The sequence below is a fragment of the Neisseria weaveri genome (genome assembly GCF_900638685.1).
GTDB lineage: Bacteria > Pseudomonadota > Gammaproteobacteria > Burkholderiales > Neisseriaceae > Neisseria > Neisseria weaveri.
Window position 1 is genome coordinate 2,062,339 of record NZ_LR134533.1, and the last position, 24,398, is coordinate 2,086,736.

The following is a 24,398-nucleotide window of genomic DNA, read 5'->3' on the forward strand; positions in this document are numbered from 1 at the left end:
TGTTTACAAGCAGGCTTAAAGCCTGCTTGTTTTATTTTCAGACGGCCTTCTGAATATATGTGTAAAATTTGATACGAATATTGAGTTAAGTCATATTATTTTTATTATATATTTGTATATAAATGTAATGAAATTGTAATATTATGGTAAACGTAGATATCCTTCCTGAATCGGTTAAATGCTTGCTTGATACGGTAAGGCAGGAGTTTTTAGCTGCCGATATCAAATATGCAAGTATAGAAGTGGCATTGAGCGGCGGGGTCGACTCGGTGGTGTTGCTGCATATTTTGTCTTGCTTAAAAGAAGAGTTGGGATTTAAGTTATATGCTGTGCATATAAATCACGGTTTGCAGCATTGTGCTGATGAGTGGGTAGATTTTTGCAAAAAGCTATGCGGAAAATTTGATGTTCCACTAAGAGTAGAAAAGGTAACAGTTTCTAAGGATGGTTTAGGAGTTGAAGCGGCTGCCCGTCGTGAGCGTTACCGGGTTTTTGGGCACAGTAGCGCAAAAGTTTTAGCTATGGCACATCACCGCGATGATCAGGTGGAAACCTTTATCTTGGCGGCATTGCGAGGTGGAGGCACGCGTGCATTATCCGCTATGCCTAAATGGAGAAAGCTTACCGAACACTTGGTTGCATGGCGCCCGTTGTTGGATGTATCGAGATCAGAACTTGAATCTTATGCAGCAGAATGCTCACTGAACTATGTTGAAGATCCGAGTAATGGTGATAGCACTTATTTGCGAAACTGGGTGCGCCACCAATTGATGCCGGTATTGCATGACAGGGTGCCTTTTATCAAGCAGCATATTTTGCACAGTGTTTCTGCTTTACAGAATGAATTGGCTTTGTTGGATGAAGTCATTCAGGAAGACTTTAAGTATATTATGCAACCAGGTTTTTTTGACGTCGTTCGTTGGCGTAAATTGAGTGAGTTGCGAAAAAAACAACAGTTAAAGTTTTTTGTGAAACAGTGTGCTTTGGGATATTGTAGGGGTGATAGTGTTGCTGATTTTTCGCGTGTTTTGAGTGAGATAGGTAACTGTTCGGCTCTTTGGAAGCTGCCTGAGGGTGAGATTTATGCGTATGCTAACCGGTTATTTATTTTAAGAAATGGTTGGCAAAGTGAGTACAGATGGTTAAGCTGCCCATTGCATTTTGATAAGACAAGACAAAATCTTATGCAAGATTATGGGTTTGTTTTAAGTGTGAGTAAATTGGGTTTGAGTCGGGAAGGAATAAAGCGTATTAAGTCTATTCGTGCTGTCAATTCCGTTGATTCATTAAATTTAACCGTTTGTCGTAAAAATATTGTAAAAATCCTGAAAGAACGCAAAGTACCACCATTTATCAGACATAAGTGGCCTGTATTGGTGGACGAAAATGACAGGTGTATCGCGGTGGCGAACATCGCTGTTGATCACAGTCATGCGGTGGACAATGGTTTTTTACCTGTATTTGAGAGCCTTAACCAGTTTATCGTGGAACCAAAATCAAAGTTTGGCGTCTATTAGGTAGATAGTATGATGTGCTTGATCCCATCGAAATCAGAAACTGTTTACCGTCCAATTTTTTATTGGCTCGCTTTATCGTTTGAGTTTTTTATTGTTGTTTAGATAAATTAAAGGTTGCACATGAACGATCGTAAAATCGATCAGGCATTGGTAGAGCGTGCTCAAAAAGGTGAAAAAAAAGCATTTGAACTGTTAGTTGCGAAGTATCAACATAGGCTAATACGCCTGTTGGCACGTTTTATCAAAGATGAGCATGAAGTTAACGACATTGCTCAAGATACGTTAATCAAAGCTTACAGAGCCTTGCCTAGTTTTCGTGGCGAGAGTGCGTTTTATACATGGCTGTACCGCATCGGTATGAATACGGCTAAGAATTTTTTGGCTAATTCAGGAAAAAGACCCTTTATTAGCTCAGATGTTGCCAACGAAGACGGGGATATTTTAAGTTTGGCAGATCAGCTGTCAGATAATCATACCCCGGAAGCGGAAATGATTAACCGCGAAATATTACAAACAGTAGACGAAGCAGTCGCCAAGCTGCCGGAAGATTTGAAAAAAACAATTATATTCAGGGAAATGGAAGGTTTGTCTTATGAAGAAATTGCTCAGATTATGGATTGCCCCATCGGTACGGTTCGCTCCAGAATCTTCAGAGCTAGGGAAGCTATTGCCCAAGAGTTGAGGCCATTATTGGATACCTCGGAAGACCGAAGGTGGTAAAGTTATGAATACGAAAGATGAAGATTTTGAATATGTGTCTGCCGCAATGGATGGAGAATTGTCTGAAGACATACTTGATCGATTGCTGGCAGATGAAGATGCACAGCAAAGATGGAGAGAATATCATTTAATTCGTGATTGTTTGCAGAAAAAAGATTGCTTGGAATACCGCAGTCAGCTTTTAAATCAACAACCGTTTACTGCAGGAGAATGGTTCTCTGATGAAGTAAGTAATGATGAGAGCCAGGCAGAGGATGTTTCGGATTCACTAGCAAACTCTGAATCGGGGTACGCAAATAAAAGAGCATTTAATTTTTTTGCGATGGTGGCCAGTATAGTTGCCATTACAGTTGTGGCTTGGCAATTGTGGGTTCCCGGTTTATCTGCTTCGCAGGAAGTTGTGGCTACTGAGACGGAATACCATAATAAAGGTATTTTACCGAGCGAATCTCAGCAGTTGGCGACAGATGTAGTGGTTGATACAGGTATGGTTCAGTACCCCAATAAAAATAACCCACAAGAACAGCAACAATATGTTGTGCCTAGTGCTGTTGCTCAAATTACAGATGCGAAAGATGCTGAAAGCAGAGATGTGGTTCATGTTGAGCCTCTGAAGGTTGAACAGGAAGAATTGGAAGTTAAAGCTGCTAGCAGTGCGATGTAATTTACATTTCAGTAGATTTGAATAAAACAGACGGCCTCCGGTAATGAAATTATCGGAGGCCGTCTTAATATTTTAAGCTCGTTTTTTTGGATAAAAGATTAGGTTGGGCTTGCTTCAGTAGAATCTTTGTTTCTGGTGTGTTACCAAGTTTGTTTTTTATAGTTATTCAGGTTGGTTTTTCAAGCCGAAATGGTTATAGCATATTTCCGTGGCCGTCCGCCCCCGTGGAGTGCGTTGGAGGAAGCCTTGCTGAATAAGGTAGGGTTCGATGACATCTTCAATGGTGTCGGTAGACTCTCCGATAGCTGCTGCGATATTTTCGAGGCCGACGGGCCCGCCGCTGAATTTATATAGAATCGCTTCCAAGAATTTTCTGTCCATTAAATCCAGGCCTGCTGCATCGACATCCAACATGCTTAAGGCTGAGTCTGCTATCTGGGCATTAATGATGCCGCTGTTTTTGACTTCGGCATAATCGCGCACCCTGCGGAGTAAACGGTTAGCTATTCTGGGGGTTCCTCGACTGCGTTTGGCGATTTCCATAGCGCCTTCTGTTTCCATATTGAGCTGCAGTAATTGGGCGGAGCGTTTTACGATAGTGGAAAGGTCTTGATTTTCGTAAAACTCCAAGCGGGCTACAATGCCGAAGCGGTCGCGTAACGGGTTGGTCAGCATGCCTGCCCGGGTGGTGGCACCGATTAGGGTAAAGGGGGGAAGATCGATTTTAACCGAACGTGCGGCCGGGCCTTCGCCAATCATAATGTCGAGCTGGTAGTCTTCAAGTGCGGGATAGAGAATTTCTTCAACAACCGGGCTGAGCCGGTGAATTTCGTCGATAAACAGTACGTCGTGTGGTTCGAGATTGGTCAGCAGTGCGGCCAAATCGCCTGCGCGCTCCAAGACGGGACCGCTGGTTTGGCGCAGGTTAACTCCCAATTCTTTTGAAATAATGTGTGCCAAAGTGGTTTTGCCTAGTCCGGGCGGGCCGAATAATAAAGTATGGTCTAAAGCCTCGCCGCGTTTCTTGGCTGCTTCGATAAAGATGGCCAGTTGTTCTTTGGCTTTTTTTTGTCCGATATAGTCTTCTAAGGTTTTGGGCCGCAATGCGCGCTCCAGCAATTCTTCTTGGCTGGAGATTTTTTGTGCGGTAATGATGCGTTGGGACGGGTTTGCAGTCAGATTATCGGTTTGCAGCATGATTGGGGCTCATTTTGTGTCGGACGAAATTCATAGGGCGGTTTTTTCTCGCCACATCAGGTAATCGCGCAACGGCGGTACGGGCGGGTTCAGGCAGTGTGCGCAAATACCGGTAACGTCTTCGTCATCATATTCTTCGATATGTTGTGCATTCGGATCGAATCTGGCCTGCTGGATAACGGCTTGAGCTAAGGCTTGAGCCTGTACAACGTCAAAATCAAATCCCGATAGGATTTCTGCCAACAACTGGTGTTCGGCTTTGCTGAAGCCGGAGCTGTGTTTGGTAATGAGATTTTGATAGTCGGGATTGCTGATTTTTAAGGTTAATAGCGCTGTGTGCATCGTGTTGCCTGAAAATAATCTTGTGGTGGCTATTATAGTCAATATGATTGCCGGTGTGGGTTAAGAAAGGCCGTCTGGAGATTTTTTCAGACGGCCTGATATTTTATTTCGGCAGTTTATTCTTCGCCTAACAATTGTTCTCTGGTTAACAGAAAGACAAATCCGTCTCCGCCGCTGGTTTCCAACCAAGTGAACGGCAGTTCAGGATAGGCAGCTTCGAGAACATCGCGGTTGTGGCCGATTTCCACCAGTAGTACGCCTTTGGGATTAAGGTATTTGGCGGCATACAGCAGGATTTGCCTTGTGGCATCCAAGCCGTCTTCGCCGCTGCCCAAAGCCAGTTCGGGTTCGTGCAGGTATTCTTCCGGCAGGGCTTCGACCGATTCCGCATCAACATAGGGAGGATTGGAAACAATCAGGTCGTATGTGCCTTCCAAACCTTCGAATAAATCGGTGTGAATCAGATTGATTCGGTCTTCCAAACCATAGTCTTCGATATTGATGGCGGCAACTTCCAGGGCGTCCAAACTTAAATCGACGGCATCAATTTCTGCGGCAGGGTAGTGGTGTGCCATTTGAATGGCCAGACAGCCGCTGCCGGTGCATAAATCTAAGGCTCGGTGCACCAACTCATCGTATTCGATCCACGGGCGGATGGTGTCGCCGAGCAGCTCGTAAATGAATGAACGAGGCACAATGACTCTTTCGTCGACATAAAAGTCGAATTCGCCTTGCCAAGCTTGATTGGTCAGGTAGGCAACGGGCAGCCGCTCGTTAACGCGACGCTCGATCAGGCCGAGCAGGTTTTCTTTTTCAGCGTTTAGCAGTTTGGCGTCGAGATAGGGTTCCAAACTGTCTAAGGGCAGGTTTAGCGTGTGCAGGATCAGATAGGCTGCTTCATCGTGTGCGTTGTCGGTTCCGTGGCCGAAAAACAGTCCGGCTTCGTTAAAACGGCTGACGGCAAAGCGCAGGATGTCGCGGACGGTGGTCAGTTGTTGTACGGCTTCTGTAAACATGATGTGTTGCTTTGATAGATAAAGTGGGAATTATAGCGGATTATGGTATGGAATGTTTGAGGCCGTCTGAAAATTCAGACGGCCTTTGGGTATTTTATTTTCCTTGTCCTTTGACTGCGCCGCGTTGTAAGCGGTCAAGCAGGAAAGTTGGCAGTATACGCTTGAGATACCAAAACAGAATAGTCGGAAATGTAACCAAATAGCGCGCTTTGGGTTTGCCGGCGGTTAATGCTTTAACGCATACTGCAGCGCAATCGGGAGAGGACATGGTAAACGGTGCTACCGAGCCTTCGGCTTCCAAGCGGTTGAGTTGGGCTTGGTAGGCTGCTTGATGGACGCTGTTTTCGATGTCGATATGTTGCTTGAATTTAATCAAGGCGTTGGGACGGAATCGGGTGGCAATCGGGCCGGGCTCAATCAGGCTGACAAAAATATTGCTGCCTGCCACTTCGTGCCTTAAGGTGTCGCACATACCTTCGAGTGCGAATTTACTGCTGTTGTATGCACCGCGCCAAGGCATGGCGGCAAAGCCTAGAATGCTGCTGTTGACCAAAATCCGCCCGTGTCCTTGCCGGCGGAACAGGCGCATGGCTTCGCTGATACATTCCCATGCCCCGAAAACATTGGTTTCAAATTGCTCGCGCAAGGCGTGTCGGGAAATATCTTCAACCGCACCGGCCTGCCCGTAGCCGGCGTTGCAGAATAGGGCGTCTAAATGACCGCCGGTGGTTTCGGCAATGTATTGAAATACTTGGCGGATATTGCCGCTGTCGGTAACGTCCAGTTTCAAGGCGTCGGCTAAGCCTTCGTGTTTCAGGCGTTCTACGTCTTCGGGGCGGCGGCAGCCGGCAAATACGCGCCAGCCCATAGCGTGCAGCTGTTTGGCCGTATCATAGCCGATACCGGTTGAACAGCCGGTGATTAAGATGGTTTTCATATTTTTAGCATTGGTCGGAATAATGGCAGCATTATAGCCAATTCGGCTGTATCGGAAGAGGGTATAGACTGAAAAAGGCCGTCTGAAATTCAGGCGGCCTCGTTATCTTCAACGCGATTTAATAAATCGCGGCTCGAGTTTCCATAAATACAGCATGAGCGGAATATTGCCTAAAGCCACAAATAAATACAGCAGGGTAATGCTGTCAAATAAAAACAGCAGCAAGGCGCTGATTAGGGCGGCTGTAACCATAAACAAGCCGTTGACAATATTGTTGGCGGCAATGGCATGGGCACGGAAAACATCGCTGCTGGCAGTTTGCAGCCAAGTATAAAGCGGTACGGAGAAAAAGCCGCCGAAAAAGCCGATGGCGGTCATGGTCAGGATGACAGGATATGCTTTGGCTTGGGATAAAAACCACACGATCCCTTGCAGTTGGGTGAAGCGTTCCCCGTGAGTCAGCCACACCAATATCAAACCGCATACGGTCAGCCCTATTGTGCCGACGCTTACCAATTTGAGGTTTAAATGTTGCTTGCTGATTTTGGCACACAAGATAGAGCCGATGGCAATGCCTATGGAAAATAAAGCCAGCATCAGGTTGAATACATTATCGTTGCCGCCCAAATGGATTTGGGTGAAAGTCGGCAGTTGGGTGGTGTAAACCGAGCCGACAAGCCAAAACCATGATATACCGATAACGGCTGTGTAGAGTTCGCGTTGGGCAAAGGTTTGTTTTAGTAAATCTTTGGTGTTTTTGACTATATTTGCCTGTATCCGCATGTCGGGTTCTTTGGCGGCAACCGATGGCATAAACAGGCTGGCAACGGTGCCGGAAACGGCAATGGAAACAACAATGACACCGACCCAATGCGGAGGCAGGCCTGCCATGCCGGTACCGAGAATCTGGCCGAGCAGGATAGCGATAAATGTTGCCGACTCAATCAGACTGTTGCCCATGATTAATTCTCTGTCATTAAGATAGTCGGGCAGAACGGCGTATTTAAGGGGGCCGAACAGGGTGGATTGCGTACCCATGCAAAACAGGCAAAACAGCAGCAGCGGCGCGGATTGGATATAAAAGCCGTAAGCTGCCACACTCATTACCACGATTTCCAGCAGTTTGACTACACGGGCTAAGCAGGCTTTATTGAATTTGGTACTCAATTGGCCGGACAAGGCTGAAAACAGGAAATAAGGCAGAATAAACAGTAGGGCACCGAGATTCAGCATTTGGCCGGCAGGCAGCCAATCATTGTTTCCCAAACCGTAAAAGCTGATCATCACGAACAGCGCGGTTTTAAAGATATTATCGTTGAATGCGCCGAGAAACTGGGTGGCAAACAAAGCGGAAAAGCGTTTTTCTGCCGCAAAGCCCAAATTACTTTTTAAATTCATCGGCGGTATCTTTTTCTTGAGACGGTGTACGGTCGGTCGAATCGTCATCCATCAAAATCCGGTGTGCGGGGCCTTCCAGGTCATCAAATTGACCGCTTTTACCGGACCACCAGAAAAAATAAGCAATGATAAAAGCCAGAATAATACTGATGGGGATCAGGATAAATACGCTTTCCATTACATCATTCCTGTCAGATCGTTTAATACAAGAGTTTGCCCGTGCAGGGTCAGGTATTCGTTGCGGATGCGGCCGATCGGCTCTGTGCCGCCGTATAGGGCGATGCCGTTTTTTTCCAGCAGCCAAGTTAACGGAGAATCAACGGTTTCACAAGCATGGACGGCTTGGGCGGCTGCCTCGTCTTTCGGAGCTTGTTCGCTTTGCAGTTTGACGGTCAAATATCCGCTTCCGGGCGGATTTTCATGTTCGTTGTCGGCCATCATCACCAAAAAACCGAGATGTTCGCCTGCTAAGGTGTGGATACTGAAATAATGCATTTTTTAATGGGAGAAGTAAAAACAGGAATACTGTAGCAGTTTGCGGTTTGAGTGAAAATCAAATATTTGAAAGCAGAGGCCGTCTGAAAACCGTTTGGGCTTAAGCCGGGTGTGTTTTTCAGACGGCCTTGAAAGCATCGGCTTATTCCGCTTCGTCAATCCAAGCCTGCTGCACGGCTTCGAGGATTTTTTCGCCGCAACGGGCAGGGTCGTCGTCAAAATCGGGCAGGGCGAGAATCAGCTCGCGCAAGTGGGTGAAGCGGATGGTTTTCGGGTCGATATCGCCGTGGGTGTCGTAGAGTTCTTCGGCAATGCGTTGGGTGTCGGTCCATTTCATCGGTGTACTCCTTTGTGATTTTTGAGACGGAACCCATCGGAAAACGGTATAGGTTCCGTTAAGGCTTCAGGCCGTCTGAAAATAATTGTTCAGACGGCCTCTGCGATTAATGATGCTCGCGCGCATGGTTGATGGTGTATTTGGGAATTTCCACCACCAAATCTTCATCGGCGACTTTAGCCTGGCAGCTCAAGCGGGATTCTGCTTCCAAGCCCCATGCTTGGTCGAGCAGGTCTTCTTCGATTTCAGACGGCTCTTCCAAGCTGTCGAAACCTTGGCGCACGATCACATGGCAGGTGGTGCAGGCGCAGGATTTTTCGCAGGCATGGTCGATTTCGATGTCGTTGTCGAGCAGCAAATCGCAGATGGTTTGGCCTTCGGGGGCGTTGTCGATGATTTTGCCTTCGGGGCAGAGTTCGGCGTGTGGCAGTATGGTTACTTTCGGCATGTGTGTTCTCTTAAATGAAATGAAGTTATGGTCGGGCGCTATTTTACCCGATACGGCAGGTGCTGCTGCCGGTTTGCTATTAATGTTTTAAATGGGGCGGTAAGCGCTGCTTGAGATTTCCGCCGCTTGTTCGGTTGGGTAAACGGTTTGGTTTTTTCAGGCAAGCAGTTCCAAATGTTCGATCAGAATCGACGAGCCGATCACGATCAGCACGATGCCGCCCAACACTTCGGCGCGTTTGCCCACGGCTTTGCCAAACGAACGACCCAAAACCATGCCGGTGGCGGACATTAATGTGGTGGTGGTGCCGATCATAAAGGCCGCCAGCCAGATGTTGACTTCGACAAAGGCGAGGCCGACGCCGACAATCATGGAATCGATGCTGGTGGCGATGGCGGTAATGACGGTGAGCAGGAAACCGTTTTTCCCTGTGTTTTCGCCGCTTTCTTCTTGGTCGGATAAAGTGCCGTAAATCATTTTGCCGCCCAAACCCAGCAGCAGGATAAAGGCGACCCAGTGGTCCCATTCGGCGATGAAGGGTTTGGCTGCCGAGCCGCCCAGCCAGCCGATTAAGGGCGTAATGGTTTCGATAACGCCGAAAATCAGTGCCGTACGGCCGACGCGCCGCAAGGTCAGGCAATTGCAGTTGCAGGCGGCGCCTTTGGCTATCGAGGCGGCAAAGGCGTCGACAGACATGGCAAAGGCCAGAATGCTTAGGGTGTAGAGGTTCATGGTTGTCTTTTGCGGCCTTGTTCGGGCAACGCTTTATTTTTTTATTCAGCCGTTCGGGTAGGTGCTTGGCGGCTTTAGGGTGGTGTTATTGATTGTGTTATTTTCAGACGGCCTCAAGTTGGGAGGCCGTCTGAAATTTAAATATCGTTTACATTTTGTCCGGCCAGGGCGCGTTGGATGTTGCGGTTCATGCGTCGGCCGGCGAAGTCGTCGGTGGCATGTCCTAACGCGGATACGGCATTGCGGATTTCGTCGGCATTGCCTGTCTGAACGAGATTGTGCAAAGCGGCGATGCTGTCGCGGATGGCGGCGAGTTCGGTTTCTTTGAGCAAATCGCCATCCATTTCCAACGCGGTTTCTACGGCGGCGGTAAGACCTTCGGCTTCCACAACGGCTTCGGCGCGGGCGCGGGCGGCCATGTCGTCGGAGGCGTTCGACATGCTCTCTTTCAGCATGTTGGTGATGGTTTCGTCGTCGAGACCGTAGGAAGGTTTCACTTCGATTTGCGCCTGCACGCCGGTGGATTGTTCGCGGGCGGACACGGAAAGCAGGCCGTCTGCATCCACTTGGAAGGTAACACGGATGCGGGCGGCGCCGGCCACCATCGGCGGAATGCCGCGCAAGGTGAATTTGGCGAGGCTGCGGCAGTCGGACACGAGTTCGCGTTCGCCTTGCACCACATGGATGGTCATCGCGGTTTGGCCGTCTTTAAAGGTGGTGAACTCTTGGGCGCGGGCGGTGGGCAAGGTGCTGTTGCGCGGGATGATTTTTTCCGCCAGCCCGCCGTAGGTTTCGAGGCCGAGCGACAGGGGCGTTACGTCGAGCAGCAGCCATTCGTCTTCGTTTTTATTGCCCGCCAGCACATTGGCCTGCATCGCCGCGCCGAGTGCGACCACTTGGTCGGGGTTGAGGTTATTGAGCGGCGTTTGGCCGAAAAAGGTAGCCACGGCTTGCTGAACGTGCAGCATGCGGGTGGAGCCGCCCACCATAATCACGCCTTTCACGTCGGCCTTGCCCACACCCGCGTCTTTCAAGGCCTGCTTCACCGGCTCGATGGTTTTGGCCACCAGATGTTGGGTGAGGTTGTGGAATTCTTGGCGGGTGATGGCGGTATCGACCGTGCGGCCGTCTGAAAGCACGGTTTGCACGGTGGCGCTAGTGTCGGTGGTGAGGGTTTCTTTGGCGGCGCGGGCAAGGCTGAGCAGCAGTTGGCTGTCTTGCTCGTTGAGCTGCGAGAGTTTGTTTTGCTCCAGCAGCCAGCAGAACAGGCGGTGGTCGAAGTCGTCGCCGCCGAGCGCGCTGTTGCCGTTGGTGGCTTTCACTTCAAACAACCCTTTGGTGAGCTGCAACACGGATACGTCGAGCGTGCCGCCGCCGAGGTCGTACACCACAAACGTGCCTTCCGAGCGGTTGTCCAAACCGTAGGCAATCGCGGCGGCGGTCGGTTCGTTGAGCAGGCGCAAAACGTTTAATCCGGCCAAACGCGCGGCATCTTTGGTGGCTTGGCGTTGGGCATCGTCGAAATAGGCAGGCACGGTGATCACGGCACCGACAAGCTCGCCGCCGAGGTTTTCTTCGGCACGCTGTTTCAAAACTTTCAGAATTTCCGCTGAAACTTCAATAGGAGTTTTAATGCCTTGACGGGTATGCAGTTCGATAATCCGTTCGTTGCTGCCGAAGCGGTAAGGCAGATAGGCGGCTTCTTTTTGTACATCGTTAAGGGTTTTGCCGATTAAGCGCTTGGCGGAGCTGATGGTGTTTAGGGGATCGATTTTTTGTGCTTTTAACGCATCATGGCCCACTTCGATACGTTCGCTTTCGCAATAACGGACAACCGAGGGCAGGGTTACCCGATCTGATTCGTCTTTCAAACAGACGGCGCTGCCGCTTTTGACGGAGGCAACAAGACTGTTGGTCGTGCCTAAGTCGATGCCGACGGCCAAGCGGTGCTGGTGGGGAACGGCAGATAAACCGGGTTCTGCAATTTGGAGTAATGCCATGGTGTGTTGTGCCTTTTTTCGGAGAGATACACCGCGTTGCATGTGCGGCCGTCTGAATATCGTTATCTATTCGGTTGTGCCGGGCCGTAGGCGGTGCATCTTGCTTCATTTTTAAAATCAGCGGTATTTTAGCAGATTCGTTACAGATAGTTGAGTGTTTTTATCAAGAATATTGAGGCCGTCTGAAAAAACGGAGGGATGGATTTTCAGACGGCCTATTTGATATTCAAACTGAAATTTATTGGCGCTCGCGTATCGATTGGATGGTTTGTGTGATGGCGTTGGTTTTGTTTTGGTCGAACCGGCGCTGCTGCTCGGGGGTAAATCCGTTGTGGTTGAGGCTTTCCAGTTCGGTCAGTGCTTTTTGGTAGGCTTTTTTGCCGATACGGGTTTGCTCGATACGCCAAAAAGTTTTTCCGTTTTCTTTGATTTCGGAAGCCGTCCATAAGCCGTGCCGGTGAAAGTGCTCCAGCACCAGGCCGGCAAGGGTTTTCATATTGGTTTTATTGTGCGTTGTACCGATTTTTCGGCCGATACGGTTGTTTCTCAAATCAACGGCTTGGTCTGCCTGATAGCGGTCGGCGTAGTCTTGTTGATCTTCCCGGATACTGGGATTGATTTCATAGGCATCGCCGATTTTTCGGGCAATATCGGCATTGAAACGGGATGTGATGGCGGCTTGCCAAAGCGTGTGGCGGACGGCATTGATTTGTGTGCCCCGGCCGTCGCGGTGGCTGTTGTCTAATTTGGTGGCATTGGAAAGACGGACGGCATTGCTGGTAATGTTTGTTGCCCGGTCGCTGTCGAGACCGATGGTTTGTGCGGCAATAGGGTGGCTGATGATAAAGCGGATGACTTTGCTGCGGCGGCTTTCCGTGGCTTGTGCTTGGCAGGCTGCAAGCAGGCAGACGGAAAGTGTGAGGAGTAACCTTTTCATGTGTTGCCAGAATAAATGAAAAGCGTATTTTAGCGTTGTAACATACAATCAAGGACAGACGGCCGCTGTTTTTACTTGTTTTTTCAGACGGCCGTCTGAAAATTTGCCAAGCTTTTCAAGATCGGGCTTGTCGGATTTCTTGGCGCAATTTGTTTAGGAAACGGCCTTTTCGTACCAGTTCTGCGGCCTGTTCGTATTGAGCTTGCTCGAAAGCGGTTTGCAGTTGGCCGTACAGTGTGTTTTGCTCGCCGGAAATATCGTTGTCCAGATTGGCAAGCGCGGTTTGATTATTTTCTGCCCGGGCATCTTCCAAAGCTTCACGCCATTCCATCTGCTGCATCAGGAAATCGGGAGCAAACGAGGTATGTTCGGGTGCGTCTGCGTCGATTTGCTGTTGTTTGAGCAGATAGGCGGCGCGCTCCAAAGGGGATTTTAAAGTTTGGTAGGCTTCGTTTACCAACGAGGCCATCATCATGGCCTGTTTCTGTTCGAATGAAGAAGCGGCGGCAAATTTGTCGGGATGGCATTGTGCAGCAGCAGTGCGGTAGCGTTGCTCCAAAGCATCGTTATCGAGGGGAAATTGTTCGGGCAGTGAAAACAATTGAAAAAATTGGCTCATAATATTCGGCTGTCGGTTTTAAGGTTTGATGGATCGATTCGGTTGGCGTATGATCCGTTTTTTATTTGGAAAACAAAGTTATGGCACAAAGAAAAATCGAAATCAATAAAGGCGTGATTCAAGATAACGCGCAAAAGGCTTTAGTCCGATCCAATGTGTTCCGCCATAAGGTGGAGCGTCAGAAAAAGGGCAAAGGCAGTTATAACAGGCAGGCTGCGAAAAAATGGCGGGACGGTTTTGAAACTGTCCCGTCTTTATTTATGGCCGTCTGAAATTTTCAGACGGCCTTTTAAATTTTATGCTTAAACGTGGAAGCTCTCGCCGCAACCGCATTCGTCTTTCACGTTCGGGTTTTGGAACTTGAAGCCTTCCTGCAAGCCTTCTTTGGTGTAGTCGAGCTGTGTGCCGTCGAGGTAAACATGGCTTTTCGGATCGACAAACACTTTTACGCCGTGGCCTTCGAATACCAAATCTTCGGGCTGGATTTCATCCACAAATTCAAGCGTGTAGGCCATGCCGGAACAGCCGCTGGTTTTCACGCCCAGGCGGATGCCTTCGCCTTTGCCGCGCTTGGTAAGGAAGTTTTGGATATGGTTGGCGGCTTTTTCGGTTAATGTAATCATCGTCTTATCCTTTACGCTTATGTGCGGGTATCTTGTCATTCCGTAGGGCGGGCATCCCTGCCCGCCGGCAAAATCAGGTTTGCGCTAAAGATTGTCGGTTTTATCAAGCGGCGGGCAGGGATGCCCGCCCTGCGGTTTTTCAGACGGCCTTTATGAGCTTTGAGGCCGTCTGAAAAATTAATTTTGCGCCTTAGCCCATTCTACCGCTGCGGCAATGGCCGCTCTAGCTTGCGGGCTGTTTTTCCAGCAGGTCGAGCCGGTTAACGCCGCGCCTTGCTGCAAAATATCGTCCACATCTGCCGCGGCGAGTTTGGCGGTGTCATCCAAGCCCATTTGCTGCAAGCGTTGCAAAATGGTTTTGCCCACGCCTTTTTGCGCCAGCAGGGATTGCTGTTGTTCGGGAGTGAAGGGCATGGCGATTACCTTGTTTTCAAATGTGTTTGTATTTTCAGACGGCCTATTTTAATTGGCTGTCTTTGCTGCCGCGACGGTTATAGGCCGTCTGAAAAGCCTGTTGTTTGTCGGCTTGTTCTTGGCAGGCAATACATAATTGCACACCCGGCAAGGCTTGGCGGCGGGCTTCGGGAATCGGTTCGCCGCACTCGACACATTCGCGTGCACTTTCACCCGCAGGAAGATGTTGCCGAACCAAAGCCAGCGCATCTTCCAGCGAGGCTTCGATCTGCTCTTGCTCCGCACGGTCCGGCGCCCAGCCGCCCGCCATGTTGTTTCAGCCTTATTCCGCGCCGTGTTTCTTTTTGTAGTCGGAAACTGCGGCTTTAATCGCGTCTTCCGCCAGAATCGAGCAGTGGACTTTTACCGGCGGCAATTCCAATTCTTCGGCGATTTCACTGTTTTTAATCGCCAAGGCTTCGTCGAGGCTTTTGCCTTTTACCCATTCGGTAATCAGTGAAGAAGAGGCAATGGCCGAGCCGCAGCCGTAGGTTTTGAACTTGGCATCTTCAATCACGCCTTCGTCGTTCACTTTGATTTGCAGTTTCATCACGTCGCCGCAGGCAGGCGCACCGACCATGCCGGTGCCGACCGATTCGTCGTTTTTGTCGAACGAGCCGACGTTGCGGGGGTTTTCGTAATGATCAATCACTTTATCGCTGTATGCCATGATGTGGGTTCCTTGTGTATATATTGGGTTATTCGGTTTATTTAAGGCCGTCTGAAAGGAATTCAAGTATTCAGACGATATTATATATTTGATAAATCGAAAGTTTTTAATTTATCAGTCGCAGCATTTAGCAGGTTAGATTGTTAAACCCAACATTTCAGAAAGCTTTACGGGTTTGTTGGGTTTTCAATCTAACCTACGCTTGTTATATTTATTCCATTCCGATACCTATTTCTAGATTTAATCGTTTACACTCGGCAATATATTTTTCAATTTTTTCTAAATGATCTAATAAGAACTTTACATTTCCAGCCTGTGTTGCAAGAGATTCTTTGGCATTAGGGTACACTAATGCATAATGGGTTCCTGAACGGGTGTTATTACAGTCCATGGTGTCAAAGTCAATTTTCAGTTGCTGTTTAATGTTTGTTATTTGAGTATTATTTTTAACAAAATAATACTCAATAAATTCTTTACTATTAACATCATTTACATTTGAGCTATTTATACCTATAAATTTTTCTGAATAGTCTCTAAATAGAGTATTCAAATCTGTGTCAGACCGAAAATTTATCTCTGCTTTTTCCATAAAATCACTTAGCTTTTTTTATTACGTTTTTTGAAGAATTTATTAATAAATTCCATAACTAATTATCCTTACGTTTAGTTAGCAAGTGTAAAACTGTGTTAATAACTCGTTAGTCAGCAACATCAAACACGGTCAATCAAGGGTATTGCAGGCCGTCTGAAAAACCGTATTTCGTCTTTTCAGATGGCCTTTGGCATCAATCTTAATGCTCCGCCCACTCAACCGTATTCAAATCAATCCCTTCTTTAAACATTTCCCACAGCGGTGAAAGTTCGCGCAGTTTGCCGATTTTCGATTTAATCAGTTCGGCGGCGAAAGCCACTTCTTCTTCGGTGGTCATGCGGCCGAAGGTAATGCGCAGGGAAGAGTGTGCCAACTCGTCGTTGCGGCCTAATGCGCGCAGAACGTAGCTGGGTTCCAGCGAGGCGGAGGTACAGGCGGAGCCGCTGGATACGGCGAGTTCTTTTACGGCCATGATCAGGCTTTCGCCCTCGACGAAGTTGAAGCTCACATTGAGGTTGGTGGCGACGCGGTGCTCCAAATCGCCGTTGATATACACTTCTTCAATGCCTTCGATGCCTTTGAGGAAGATTTCGCGCAGCTTGAGGGCGTGGGCGATGTCTTGTTCCAATTCCAAACGTGCCAAGCGGAAGGCTTCGCCCATGCCGACGATTTGGTGGGTGGGCAGGGTGCCGGAGCGGAAGCCGCGTTCGTGGCCGCCGCCGTGGATTTGGGCTTCGAGGCGCACGCGGGGTTTGCGGCGTACGTATAATGCGCCGATGCCTTTGGGGCCGTAGATTTTGTGGGCGGACATCGAGAGCAGGTCGACTTTGGCGGCTTCTACGTCCACAGGGGTTTTTCCGCAGGCTTGGGCGGCGTCAACGTGGAAGATGATTTTGTTTTCGCGGCAGATTTCGCCGATGGCGGGAATGTCTTGGATCACGCCGATTTCGTTGTTGACCCACATCACAGAAATAAGGATGGTGTCGGGGCGGATGGCGGCTTTGAGTTCTTCCAAATCAATCAGGCCGTTTTCCTGCACGCCGAGGTAGGTTACTTCAAAGCCTTGGCGTTCAAGTTCGCGCATGGTATCCAAAACGGCTTTGTGCTCGGTTTTAACGGTAATGAGGTGCTTGCCTTTGGTTTTGTAGAAGTGCGCCGCGCCTTTGAGGGCGAGGTTGTTGGATTCGGTGGCACCGCTGGTGAACACGATTTCTTTGGAATCGGCGTTAATCAGTCGGGCGATTTCGTTGCGGGCGTTTTCTACTGCTTCTTCCGCCGTCCAGCCGAAGCTGTGGCTGTTGGATGCGGGGTTGCCGAAAAGCTCGGTCAGGTAGGGAATCATTTTTTCGGCTACGCGCGGGTCAACGGGGGTGGTGGCGGCGTAATCAAGGTAAATCGGGGTTTTAAGGGTCATGGCAGTGTTCTTTCTTCGTCTGAATTTAAAATTTGCTTGGATTTCGGTTTGTCTTGTTTTGAAAAAGTCTAAATTAATGGATATGCGTAAAGGTAACGGTGTGGTTGCCTTGCGCTGCCTGGTTGTGGTCGTCAACGATATTTTGCAGGGTAATGCTGCTGAGATAGTCGTTGATGGTTTTATTCAGGTTTTCCCATAAATTATGGGTCAGGCAGGGGGCGCCGTTGTGGCAGTTGGCTTTATTGCTGCATTGTGTTGCATCTAATTTATCTTCTGCTGCGGCGATGATTTGTGCGATGTTGATTTTTGAAGCGGGTACGGCAAGGATGTAGCCGCCGCCGGGGCCGCGCAGACTTTCCACCAGCTCTGCGCGTCTTAATTTGCTGAACAGCTGCTCCAGGTAGGAGAGGGAGATATTTTGCCGCTCGCTGATGGCGCTGAGTTTGACTGCGCCCCGTTGGGCATTCATGGCCAAATCGATCATGGCGGTAACGGCAAAGCGGCCTTTGGTGGTTAATCTCATATGGATGTGTCTGCCTGTGTGCTTGGATGTGGTTGTTTTATTTTGCAGGGATTGTCTAATATCCTAGTGATTCAGTCAAGTATGTTTTGTTATGGGGCGGGTTGAAAAAATCAATCTTTCGTTTTTAAAAGCTAATCATATTTATTACGGTTTTATTTTTAAATTTATGTTGATATTAAATATTAAATTTAATGTAAATTTTTATTTTAAAATGCTGTTTTGTGCGGTTGTTTTGCGGTTTTTATTGGAAAAACATTTGCAATGTTGTTTGGCTTGGTATACATTGAAAAATTAAACCGGTTGCTTGGTTGGTATCCGCGGAGACGGGAGGGTTTTCTGTGCGGTTATCCGGTTTTTTGTCAATCTAAAACAGACAGGATATTGATATGAAACGTGATTTAAGCAAAATGACTTGTATTGAGGATTTGCGCCGCGTAGCGAAGCGTAAAGTGCCGAAGATGTTTTATGATTATGTGGATTCAGGTTCTTGGACTGAAACAACTTATCGTGAAAATACAAGTGATTTTGACGGTATTAAGTTGCGTCAAAAAGTTTTGGTCGATATGGAAGGGCGCAGTTTGGCCGCTAAAATGGTCGGTCATGATGTAAAAATGCCTGTTGCGATTGCGCCGACCGGTTTTACGGGTATGCAGCATGCCGACGGTGAAATTTTGGCGGCGCGTGCGGCGGAAAAATTCGGTATTCCGTTTTCGCTTTCTACCATGTCGATTTGTTCGATTGAAGATGTGGCGGAGAATACCAGCGCACCTTTCTGGTTTCAACTGTATGTGATGCGCGACCGCGAGTTTATGGAAAACCTGATTAAGCGCGCTCAGGCGGCTAAGTGTTCTGCATTGATTTTAACCGCCGACTTGCAGGTTTTGGGCCAACGCCACAAGGATATTAAAAACGGCCTGTCTGCGCCGCCCAAGCCGACCATTCCGAATCTGATCAATTTGGCGACCAAGCCCGAATGGTGCATGAAAATGCTGAACACAGAGCGCCGCACGTTCCGCAATATTGTCGGTCATGCGAAAAACGTGGGTGATTTGTCTTCGTTGTCTTCTTGGACTTCGGAGCAGTTCGACCCTCGTTTGAGCTGGGATGATGTTGCCCGCATTAAAGATTTGTGGGGCGGCAAGCTGATTATCAAAGGCATTATGGAGCCGGAAGATGCGGAAATGGCGGTAAAGAGCGGTGCGGATGCGTTGGTGGTGTCCAACCACGGCGGCCGCCAGCTTGACGGTGCGCAGTCTTCGATTAAAGCTTTGCCGGATATTGTCAGTGCGGTCGGCAGCGATATCGAAGTGTGGTTGGATAGCGGTATCCGCAGCGGTCAGGATATTTTGAAAGCCTGGGCTTTGGGTGCGCGTGGCACGATGATCGGGCGTGCGTTCTTATATGGTTTGGGTGCGTATGGCGAGGAGGGTGTTACCCGTGCTTTGGAAATCCTTTATAAGGAAATGGATGTGACTATGGCCTTTACCGGGCACCGTAATATTCAGGATGTCGACAGCAGCATTTTGGTTAAAGGTACTTATTGATTGCTGCAAATGTTATATCGGAGGCCGTCTGAAATTTTCAGACGGCCTTTTGGCATTTATAACAAAATCGTCTTTGATTAAAACCAACGGTTCTTTTTATTTTCAGACGGCCTGTATTACATTGTTTCCGTAGCGGATAAATTTTTTTATGTTTTTCCGGTTATTGGACAGATTTAGAGGAGCGTATATGGAATCGGGTAAGAAGTTTGCGTTGGTGGCTTTATTGGGGAGCGTGTTGGCCGTGTCGGCTTGCTCTAAGCAAGAAGAAGCGCAGCTTCAGGATAAAAATCAGGACGCAGTAACCGGGGAAGTGAAGCTGTTGAATGTTTCTTATGATGTGGCCCGCGATTTTTATAAGGAATACAACCCGATTTTTATTCGGCATTTTAAAGCTCAGAATCCGAATACGGATGTGGTGGTGCAGCAGTCTCACGGCGGTTCGAGCAAGCAGGCTTTGTCTGTGGCAAACGGTTTGCAGGCAGATGTGGTTACGATGAATCAGACTTCCGATGTTGAGATTTTGGAAAAAAAGGGGCTGATCAAGCAAGGATGGCAGGAGCGTTTGCCGGATAATGCGGTACCGTTTACCGGAACAACGGTGTTTTTGGTCAGAAAGGGCAATCCGCTTCAAATCCGCGATTGGTCTGATTTGGCCAAAGACAATGTGAAACTGGTGATTGCCAATCCGAAAACCAGCGGAAACGGTCGTTATACGTTTTTGGGCGCGTACGGATACGGTTTGAAACTGCACAATGGGGACAAGGAAAAAGCCGGCGAATTTGTGGGCAAGGTGCTGAAAAATACGCCGGTATTTGAAAACGGCGGACGTGCTGCAACCACAACATTTACCCAGCGCAATATCGGAGATGTGTTGGTAACCTTTGAAAACGAAGCGAACCACGTCAGCCGTGTATTGGCACCGGGGCAATTTGAAATCGTTTATCCGAGCTATACCATCGCTTCGGACAGCCCGGTGGCCGTGGTGGATACGGTAGCGGAGAAGAAAGCTACGGCAGAAATTTCAGCGGCATATCTGCAATATTTATGGAGCGAGCCTGCACAAGAATTGGCAGCCAAGTTTTATTTCCGTCCGAGCAATAAAGCGGTTTTGGAAATGCACCGCGAGGTATTTCCGGAATTGGAAACATTCCGCCCCGACGAAATGTTCGGCAATTGGGATGAAATTATGCAGACTTATTTTGCCGACGGCGGTTTGTTTGACCGTTTGATTGCGAAGCAGTAAAGCAGTCTGATTGATGACTATCGGAAAGGCCGTCTGAAATTTTCAGACGGCCTTGAATTTATGGATACGGTCAATTTTGATTTAGCTTGCCGTATGCGTATGCCGTTATTGGGTAACGGTTACTTTTTTGATAACGATGGGTTCGACCGGAACATTTTGATGAATGTATTGGCTGGTGGTTTTCACTTTGGCAATGCGTTTAACCACATCCATGCCGCCGACTACTTTACCGAATACCGCATAGCCGTAGCCTTGATGGCTTTTGTTTTTGAAATTCAGAAAATCATTGTCGGCCACATTGATAAAAAACTGGCTGGTGGCCGAATTGGGGTGGATGGTGCGCGCCATGGCGATGGTGCCGACGGTGTTTTTCAGGCCGTTGTCGGCTTCGTTGCTGATGGCTTTTTCAGTGCTTTTTTGTGCCATATCCGGTGTGAAACCGCCGCCTTGAATCATAAAGCCGTCGATAACGCGGTGGAAAATAGTGCCTTCGTAAAAACCTTTTTCAGCGTAGTTGATGAAGTTTTTCACGGTTTTCGGCGCTTTTTTTTCGTCTAACAGCAGCTCGATTTTTCCCATATTGGTTTCGATCAGGGCGCGGGTTTCAGCTTGGGCGTTGAGGGTGGCCAAAGCGAGCAGGGTGCCGGTGAGAAGTGCGGATAAGGTTTTCGTCATTGTTCTTTGCCTTTGTATTAAAATTTTCCGCCGAACCATACCTTGGCAGTTTGGTTTGGCGGATGCCGTTTTCGGCGGCTTCGGTTGTAAAAAACGCTGATATTATCTCGGATTTTGCCGTTGCGGTTTTTAAAAATATGTAAAAGGCCGTCTGAATTTTTCAGACGGCCTGTAAATGCTTATTCAAATGAAAATCAGCGGTGGAGTTTGTGGACGTATTCGACTTCTTCACGGCTGCCGATGACAACGGAAACGCGTTGGTGCAGGCCTTCGGGTTGGATGTCGAGCATGTTTTGAACGGTGTTGCTGCTGGCTGCACCGGCTTGTTCGAGTACCAAACTCAAGGGGTTGGCTTCGTACATCAGGCGCAGTTTGCCGGGTTTGCCCGGATCGCGCGTGTCTTGCGGATACATAAACACGCCGCCGCGCATTAAAATGCGGTGGATTTCGGCCACCATCGAGGCCACCCAGCGCATATTGTAGTTTTTGCCGCGCACGCCGGTGTCGCCTGCCAAAAGCTCGGCAATGTATTGCTGTATAGGCGGGAACCAATGGCGCTGGTTCGACATATTGATGGCAAATTCTTTGGTTTGCGCCGGTACGGTCGGGTTGGCTTGCGTTTGTACGAATTGGCCGTCTGAATCGAGCGTGAACACAAACACGCCGTGTTTCAAAGTAAATACCAGCTGGGTTTGCGGGCCGTACAGCACATAACCGCTGCCGACTTGTTCGCGGCCTTTTTGCAGGAACGATTCGGTAGTCAGTGCGCCTTCGGGTTTGGCGAGAATGGAGAAAATGGTGCCGACGGAAATGTTGACGTCGATATTGGAAGAGCCGTCGAGCGGGTCGAACAGCACGAGATAGCCGCCGTTTTCATTGCAGGCGACAAAAGTGTCTTCTTCTTCGCTGGCCAAGCCGCCGACGTTGGCATTTTGTTTTAGGGCTTGGATTAGGGTGTCGTTGGCGATAACGTCCAATTTCTTTTGGTCTTCGCCTTGAACGTTGCCGGTGCCGGCCTCACCGAGAATGCCGGCCAAAGCCCCCAAGCGTACCTGGTTGTTGATGGTGGTGCAGGCGGCAATGATGGATTCCAATACGCTGCCCAGTTCGGTCGGAATATGGTTTTCGCTCAAATGGGCAGGGAGAAATTGTGCCAAAGTAGTCATAAAGATTCGCTTTCTGCTTGAATGGGAGGCCGTCTGAAATTTCAGACGGCCTTAGTTTGTGCCGGTTGTACCGTGGAACGGTACGGTTATTGATTTAACGGCAATAGTTTATTTGGCTTGAGCGGCAGGCTCGACTTTCAGCAGTTTGATGTCGAACACCAAAGCGGAGTTGGCGGGAATATTGCCGGTTTGGCGGTCGCCGTAGGCCAATTCGGCAGGGATAAAGAATGTGTATTCCGCACCTTCTTTCATCAGCTGAACGCCTTCACCCCAGCCTTTGATAACTTGGTTCAAGGGGAAGGAAATCGGGCCGTTGCTGTTTTTGCTGCTGTTAAAGACGGTACCGTCAATCAGACGGCCTTCATACTCGACGACAACGGTATCGGTAGCTTTCGGAGATTTGCCGGTGCCTTCGCTTTTAACTTGATATTGCAAGCCTGAAGCAGTGGTTTTAATACCTTCTTTTTTAGCGTTTTCGCCCAGGAAGGCTTTGCCTTTGGCCAAGTTTTCTTTAGAGGCTTCAGCCAATTTGGCTTGGGCTTTTTGCTGCTGTTCGGTCAAGAAAGTCATCATGATTTCTTGGGCTTGGATTTCGTTGATTTTGGGCTGTTTGCCGTCCATCATGGTTTGTACGGCTTCGTTAAACAGCTTGAGATCGACGGCTGTGCCTTGGTCTTTCATTTGCTTGAGTGTGCGGCCGATATCGACGCCCATTGCATAGCTGGCTTGCTGTACGGGGTTGCCTAATGAGGCAGGATCGCCGGAAGTTTGCGTTTGCGCTGACTGCGTATTGGAAACTTCCTGTTTGCAGGCAGAAAGAGAAACAAGGGCGGCTAGTGCGATTGCGCTGATTTGTAAGGATTTTTTCATTATTCGAATACTCCGGAAAGAGGAAAAACATTATTATATAGTGAATAAAGGCCGTCTGAAATATATCGGATTTTCAGACGGCCTTTGCATTGTCGGTAACGGCTTTGCAGCAGCGGTACAACTGAGTCGGATACTGTACTTGCGGTTTTCCGATTTGTCTAGAAAATCAATTGGATTGACTGTAAATATCCCAAATGGTTTCGACAACGTTTTTAATTAGAATTAAAGACGGATCTTCTTCGAATTCGGCCGGATAAATAAAGCTGAGCGGCAGGTTTTGCCGGTAGTTGTGGAGAATGGCAACGGGCTTGCCGTCGTTGCGGGCGGATTCGGCTTTGTGTGTCGGTACCATGGCGATACCCATATCGGAAGCGACCAAGTCGATAATGGTTTGGGGATAGTCGCAGATAATTTGATGCTTCGGGGAAATTTTGTTTTTTGCCCAAAATTGATGCAGGTGCTTGCTGCTGCCTGAAACGCCGGACATTTCGATCCAGGCATATTTTTCCAGCTCTGAAATGTTTTTATTTTGAATATTGTCGGCTTCGCCGGCAGGACAGATAAGCGAATATTGGATGTTTTCCAAAAACAGGCAGCGTAAGGCATTGTGTTTGACCGGCCCGAGATAAAAACCGCCGTGCAGCTGCTTGTCCAACACGCGCTGTTTGATTTCATCGCTCATGCCGTATTGGATATGCAGGTGGATGGACGGATTCTGTTGCAATATAGACTGGGTCAGGCGGGCGATTTTGGCGGGATCGGCCGGATGGATCAAACCTAATCCTGCGCGGTGGACGTAGCGTTCGGACAGGCTTTTGGCAAAGTGGTCGAGCTTGTGGTGGTGTTGGAGCAGGGATTCTGCCTCAGGCAGGAAGCGTTCGCCGGCAGCGGTCAGGCTCATGCCGTGCGCATTGCGGTTGAACAGTTGGATATCCAGATTTTTTTCCAGCGATTTGATTTGTGCCGAAACGGCCGGCTGCGATAAATGCAGGCGCTCGGCTGCTTGTGTGAGATTGCCGGTGTGGGCAACGACGGTAAAAGTTCGTAGTTGGGTGTAATCCATTATTGCTCCTTTGCCTCGCAGTTGGTGTGTTCCGCGGAGGTTTTGGCGGTGTGTATTGTTATTTTCTCTATATTTTTAACATATTTAGCGTTAGTCTGAAAAGTTTTTTATGGCTTCCATCAGAATTTTGAATGACTATGCCGTGAAGCCGTTTGGTTTGGAATAAATGGGAAGTTTTGTATCGGAAATTGGGGATAAATATG

General features: G+C 48.6%; 30 protein-coding genes. 6 read left to right on the plus strand and 24 right to left on the minus strand.

The genetic code is table 11. The features are described 5' to 3' along the window. Positions 1-143: 143 nt before the first annotated feature. From tilS to EL309_RS09895, 3 genes are all read left to right on the plus strand, one after another. A complete protein-coding gene (gene tilS / locus EL309_RS09885) occupies positions 144-1,517 on the plus strand; it encodes a tRNA lysidine(34) synthetase TilS (RefSeq protein ID WP_004284941.1) in 1,374 nt (457 codons plus the stop codon). Positions 1,518-1,637: 120 nt separating this feature from the next. Next, complete coding sequence (gene rpoE, locus EL309_RS09890) at positions 1,638-2,237, plus strand: RNA polymerase sigma factor RpoE (protein ID WP_004284940.1); 600 nt, start codon at positions 1,638-1,640, stop codon at positions 2,235-2,237. Between the two features lie 4 nt (positions 2,238-2,241). After that, entirely contained in the window at positions 2,242-2,901 is a 660-nt protein-coding gene (locus tag EL309_RS09895) for a sigma-E factor negative regulatory protein (protein WP_004284939.1), read from the plus strand. A 162-nt stretch (positions 2,902-3,063) separates the two neighbouring features. Here the strand turns inward: EL309_RS09895 and ruvB are convergent, their stop codons facing one another. The 13 genes from ruvB to hscB form a co-directional block, all read right to left on the minus strand. Then, positions 3,064-4,098: a Holliday junction branch migration DNA helicase RuvB gene (ruvB, locus tag EL309_RS09900; protein ID WP_004284937.1), complete on the minus strand. Its 1,035-nt coding sequence runs from the start codon at positions 4,096-4,098 to the stop codon at positions 3,064-3,066. 30 nt (positions 4,099-4,128) lie between these two features. Beyond that, complete coding sequence (locus EL309_RS09905; protein ID WP_004284936.1) at positions 4,129-4,440, minus strand: hypothetical protein; 312 nt, start codon at positions 4,438-4,440, stop codon at positions 4,129-4,131. A gap of 116 nt (positions 4,441-4,556) precedes the next feature. Continuing rightward, on the minus strand, positions 4,557-5,456 hold the full coding sequence (gene prmB / locus EL309_RS09910) for a 50S ribosomal protein L3 N(5)-glutamine methyltransferase (RefSeq protein WP_004284935.1): 900 nt from the start codon (positions 5,454-5,456) through the stop codon (positions 4,557-4,559). 94 nt (positions 5,457-5,550) lie between these two features. Beyond that, positions 5,551-6,393, minus strand: a complete 843-nt coding sequence (locus tag EL309_RS09915; RefSeq protein ID WP_004284934.1) for an SDR family NAD(P)-dependent oxidoreductase — start codon at positions 6,391-6,393, stop codon at positions 5,551-5,553. A gap of 108 nt (positions 6,394-6,501) precedes the next feature. Continuing rightward, on the minus strand, positions 6,502-7,791 hold the full coding sequence (locus EL309_RS09920) for an MFS transporter (protein ID WP_004284933.1): 1,290 nt from the start codon (positions 7,789-7,791) through the stop codon (positions 6,502-6,504). Next, positions 7,775-7,969 (minus strand): cbb3-type cytochrome oxidase assembly protein CcoS, encoded by a 195-nt coding sequence (gene ccoS, locus EL309_RS09925; RefSeq protein WP_004284932.1) that lies wholly within the window; start codon positions 7,967-7,969, stop codon positions 7,775-7,777. The genes EL309_RS09920 and ccoS overlap by 17 nt, the downstream gene beginning before the upstream one ends. Beyond that, positions 7,969-8,286: an HLGFF motif protein gene (locus EL309_RS09930; RefSeq protein WP_004284931.1), complete on the minus strand. Its 318-nt coding sequence runs from the start codon at positions 8,284-8,286 to the stop codon at positions 7,969-7,971. The genes ccoS and EL309_RS09930 overlap by 1 nt, the downstream gene beginning before the upstream one ends. A gap of 142 nt (positions 8,287-8,428) precedes the next feature. After that, positions 8,429-8,623 carry a Fe-S cluster assembly protein IscX gene (iscX, locus tag EL309_RS09935; protein ID WP_004284930.1) on the minus strand — a complete coding sequence of 65 codons (195 nt, stop codon included), beginning with the start codon at positions 8,621-8,623 and terminating at the stop codon, positions 8,429-8,431. A gap of 106 nt (positions 8,624-8,729) precedes the next feature. Continuing rightward, entirely contained in the window at positions 8,730-9,071 is a 342-nt protein-coding gene (gene fdx / locus EL309_RS09940; protein ID WP_004286265.1) for an ISC system 2Fe-2S type ferredoxin, read from the minus strand. A gap of 156 nt (positions 9,072-9,227) precedes the next feature. After that, positions 9,228-9,803: a manganese efflux pump MntP gene (locus tag EL309_RS09945; protein ID WP_004286267.1), complete on the minus strand. Its 576-nt coding sequence runs from the start codon at positions 9,801-9,803 to the stop codon at positions 9,228-9,230. 137 nt (positions 9,804-9,940) lie between these two features. Continuing rightward, on the minus strand, positions 9,941-11,803 hold the full coding sequence (gene hscA / locus EL309_RS09950) for a Fe-S protein assembly chaperone HscA (protein WP_004284925.1): 1,863 nt from the start codon (positions 11,801-11,803) through the stop codon (positions 9,941-9,943). Positions 11,804-12,041: 238 nt separating this feature from the next. Next, positions 12,042-12,740: a DUF6973 domain-containing protein gene (locus EL309_RS09955; RefSeq protein ID WP_004284923.1), complete on the minus strand. Its 699-nt coding sequence runs from the start codon at positions 12,738-12,740 to the stop codon at positions 12,042-12,044. Between the two features lie 115 nt (positions 12,741-12,855). Beyond that, the gene (hscB, locus tag EL309_RS09960) at positions 12,856-13,359 is read right to left on the minus strand and encodes a Fe-S protein assembly co-chaperone HscB (RefSeq protein WP_004284922.1); all 504 of its coding nucleotides are present in this window, start codon (positions 13,357-13,359) and stop codon (positions 12,856-12,858) included. Between the two features lie 80 nt (positions 13,360-13,439). On the opposite strand from hscB, the gene arfA reads away from it, so the two are divergent. After that, complete coding sequence (arfA, locus tag EL309_RS09965; RefSeq protein ID WP_107726151.1) at positions 13,440-13,631, plus strand: alternative ribosome-rescue factor A; 192 nt, start codon at positions 13,440-13,442, stop codon at positions 13,629-13,631. Positions 13,632-13,661: 30 nt separating this feature from the next. Here arfA and iscA read toward each other — a convergent pair whose 3' ends face one another. From iscA to iscR, 7 genes are all read right to left on the minus strand, one after another. Then, positions 13,662-13,982 (minus strand): iron-sulfur cluster assembly protein IscA, encoded by a 321-nt coding sequence (gene iscA, locus EL309_RS09970; protein WP_004284919.1) that lies wholly within the window; start codon positions 13,980-13,982, stop codon positions 13,662-13,664. A gap of 177 nt (positions 13,983-14,159) precedes the next feature. Further along, the gene (locus EL309_RS09975) at positions 14,160-14,396 is read right to left on the minus strand and encodes a hypothetical protein (protein ID WP_004284917.1); all 237 of its coding nucleotides are present in this window, start codon (positions 14,394-14,396) and stop codon (positions 14,160-14,162) included. A 43-nt stretch (positions 14,397-14,439) separates the two neighbouring features. After that, a complete protein-coding gene (locus EL309_RS09980; protein WP_004284916.1) occupies positions 14,440-14,706 on the minus strand; it encodes a DksA/TraR family C4-type zinc finger protein in 267 nt (88 codons plus the stop codon). A gap of 12 nt (positions 14,707-14,718) precedes the next feature. After that, the gene (gene iscU, locus EL309_RS09985) at positions 14,719-15,105 is read right to left on the minus strand and encodes a Fe-S cluster assembly scaffold IscU (protein WP_004284914.1); all 387 of its coding nucleotides are present in this window, start codon (positions 15,103-15,105) and stop codon (positions 14,719-14,721) included. Positions 15,106-15,316: 211 nt separating this feature from the next. Then, positions 15,317-15,694, minus strand: coding sequence for a hypothetical protein (locus EL309_RS09990; RefSeq protein WP_004284913.1), 378 nt, complete (start codon positions 15,692-15,694; stop codon positions 15,317-15,319). A gap of 202 nt (positions 15,695-15,896) precedes the next feature. After that, complete coding sequence (locus EL309_RS09995; protein ID WP_004284912.1) at positions 15,897-17,111, minus strand: IscS subfamily cysteine desulfurase; 1,215 nt, start codon at positions 17,109-17,111, stop codon at positions 15,897-15,899. A gap of 73 nt (positions 17,112-17,184) precedes the next feature. Then, positions 17,185-17,634, minus strand: a complete 450-nt coding sequence (iscR, locus tag EL309_RS10000) for a Fe-S cluster assembly transcriptional regulator IscR (RefSeq protein ID WP_004284911.1) — start codon at positions 17,632-17,634, stop codon at positions 17,185-17,187. Between the two features lie 386 nt (positions 17,635-18,020). Between iscR and EL309_RS10010 the strand changes: the two genes are divergently transcribed. Next, on the plus strand, positions 18,021-19,178 hold the full coding sequence (locus EL309_RS10010; RefSeq protein WP_004284909.1) for an alpha-hydroxy acid oxidase: 1,158 nt from the start codon (positions 18,021-18,023) through the stop codon (positions 19,176-19,178). A gap of 187 nt (positions 19,179-19,365) precedes the next feature. Next, on the plus strand, positions 19,366-20,421 hold the full coding sequence (locus EL309_RS10015; protein WP_004284908.1) for a sulfate ABC transporter substrate-binding protein: 1,056 nt from the start codon (positions 19,366-19,368) through the stop codon (positions 20,419-20,421). A 105-nt stretch (positions 20,422-20,526) separates the two neighbouring features. Here EL309_RS10015 and EL309_RS10020 read toward each other — a convergent pair whose 3' ends face one another. The 4 genes from EL309_RS10020 to EL309_RS10035 form a co-directional block, all read right to left on the minus strand. Further along, entirely contained in the window at positions 20,527-21,096 is a 570-nt protein-coding gene (locus EL309_RS10020; protein WP_004284906.1) for a peptidylprolyl isomerase, read from the minus strand. A 194-nt stretch (positions 21,097-21,290) separates the two neighbouring features. After that, positions 21,291-22,262, minus strand: coding sequence for a class 1 fructose-bisphosphatase (locus EL309_RS10025; RefSeq protein WP_004284904.1), 972 nt, complete (start codon positions 22,260-22,262; stop codon positions 21,291-21,293). Between the two features lie 108 nt (positions 22,263-22,370). Continuing rightward, positions 22,371-23,132, minus strand: a complete 762-nt coding sequence (locus EL309_RS10030) for an FKBP-type peptidyl-prolyl cis-trans isomerase (RefSeq protein ID WP_004284902.1) — start codon at positions 23,130-23,132, stop codon at positions 22,371-22,373. 166 nt (positions 23,133-23,298) lie between these two features. Continuing rightward, a complete protein-coding gene (locus tag EL309_RS10035) occupies positions 23,299-24,195 on the minus strand; it encodes a LysR family transcriptional regulator (protein ID WP_004284901.1) in 897 nt (298 codons plus the stop codon). Positions 24,196-24,398 lie beyond the last annotated feature (203 nt).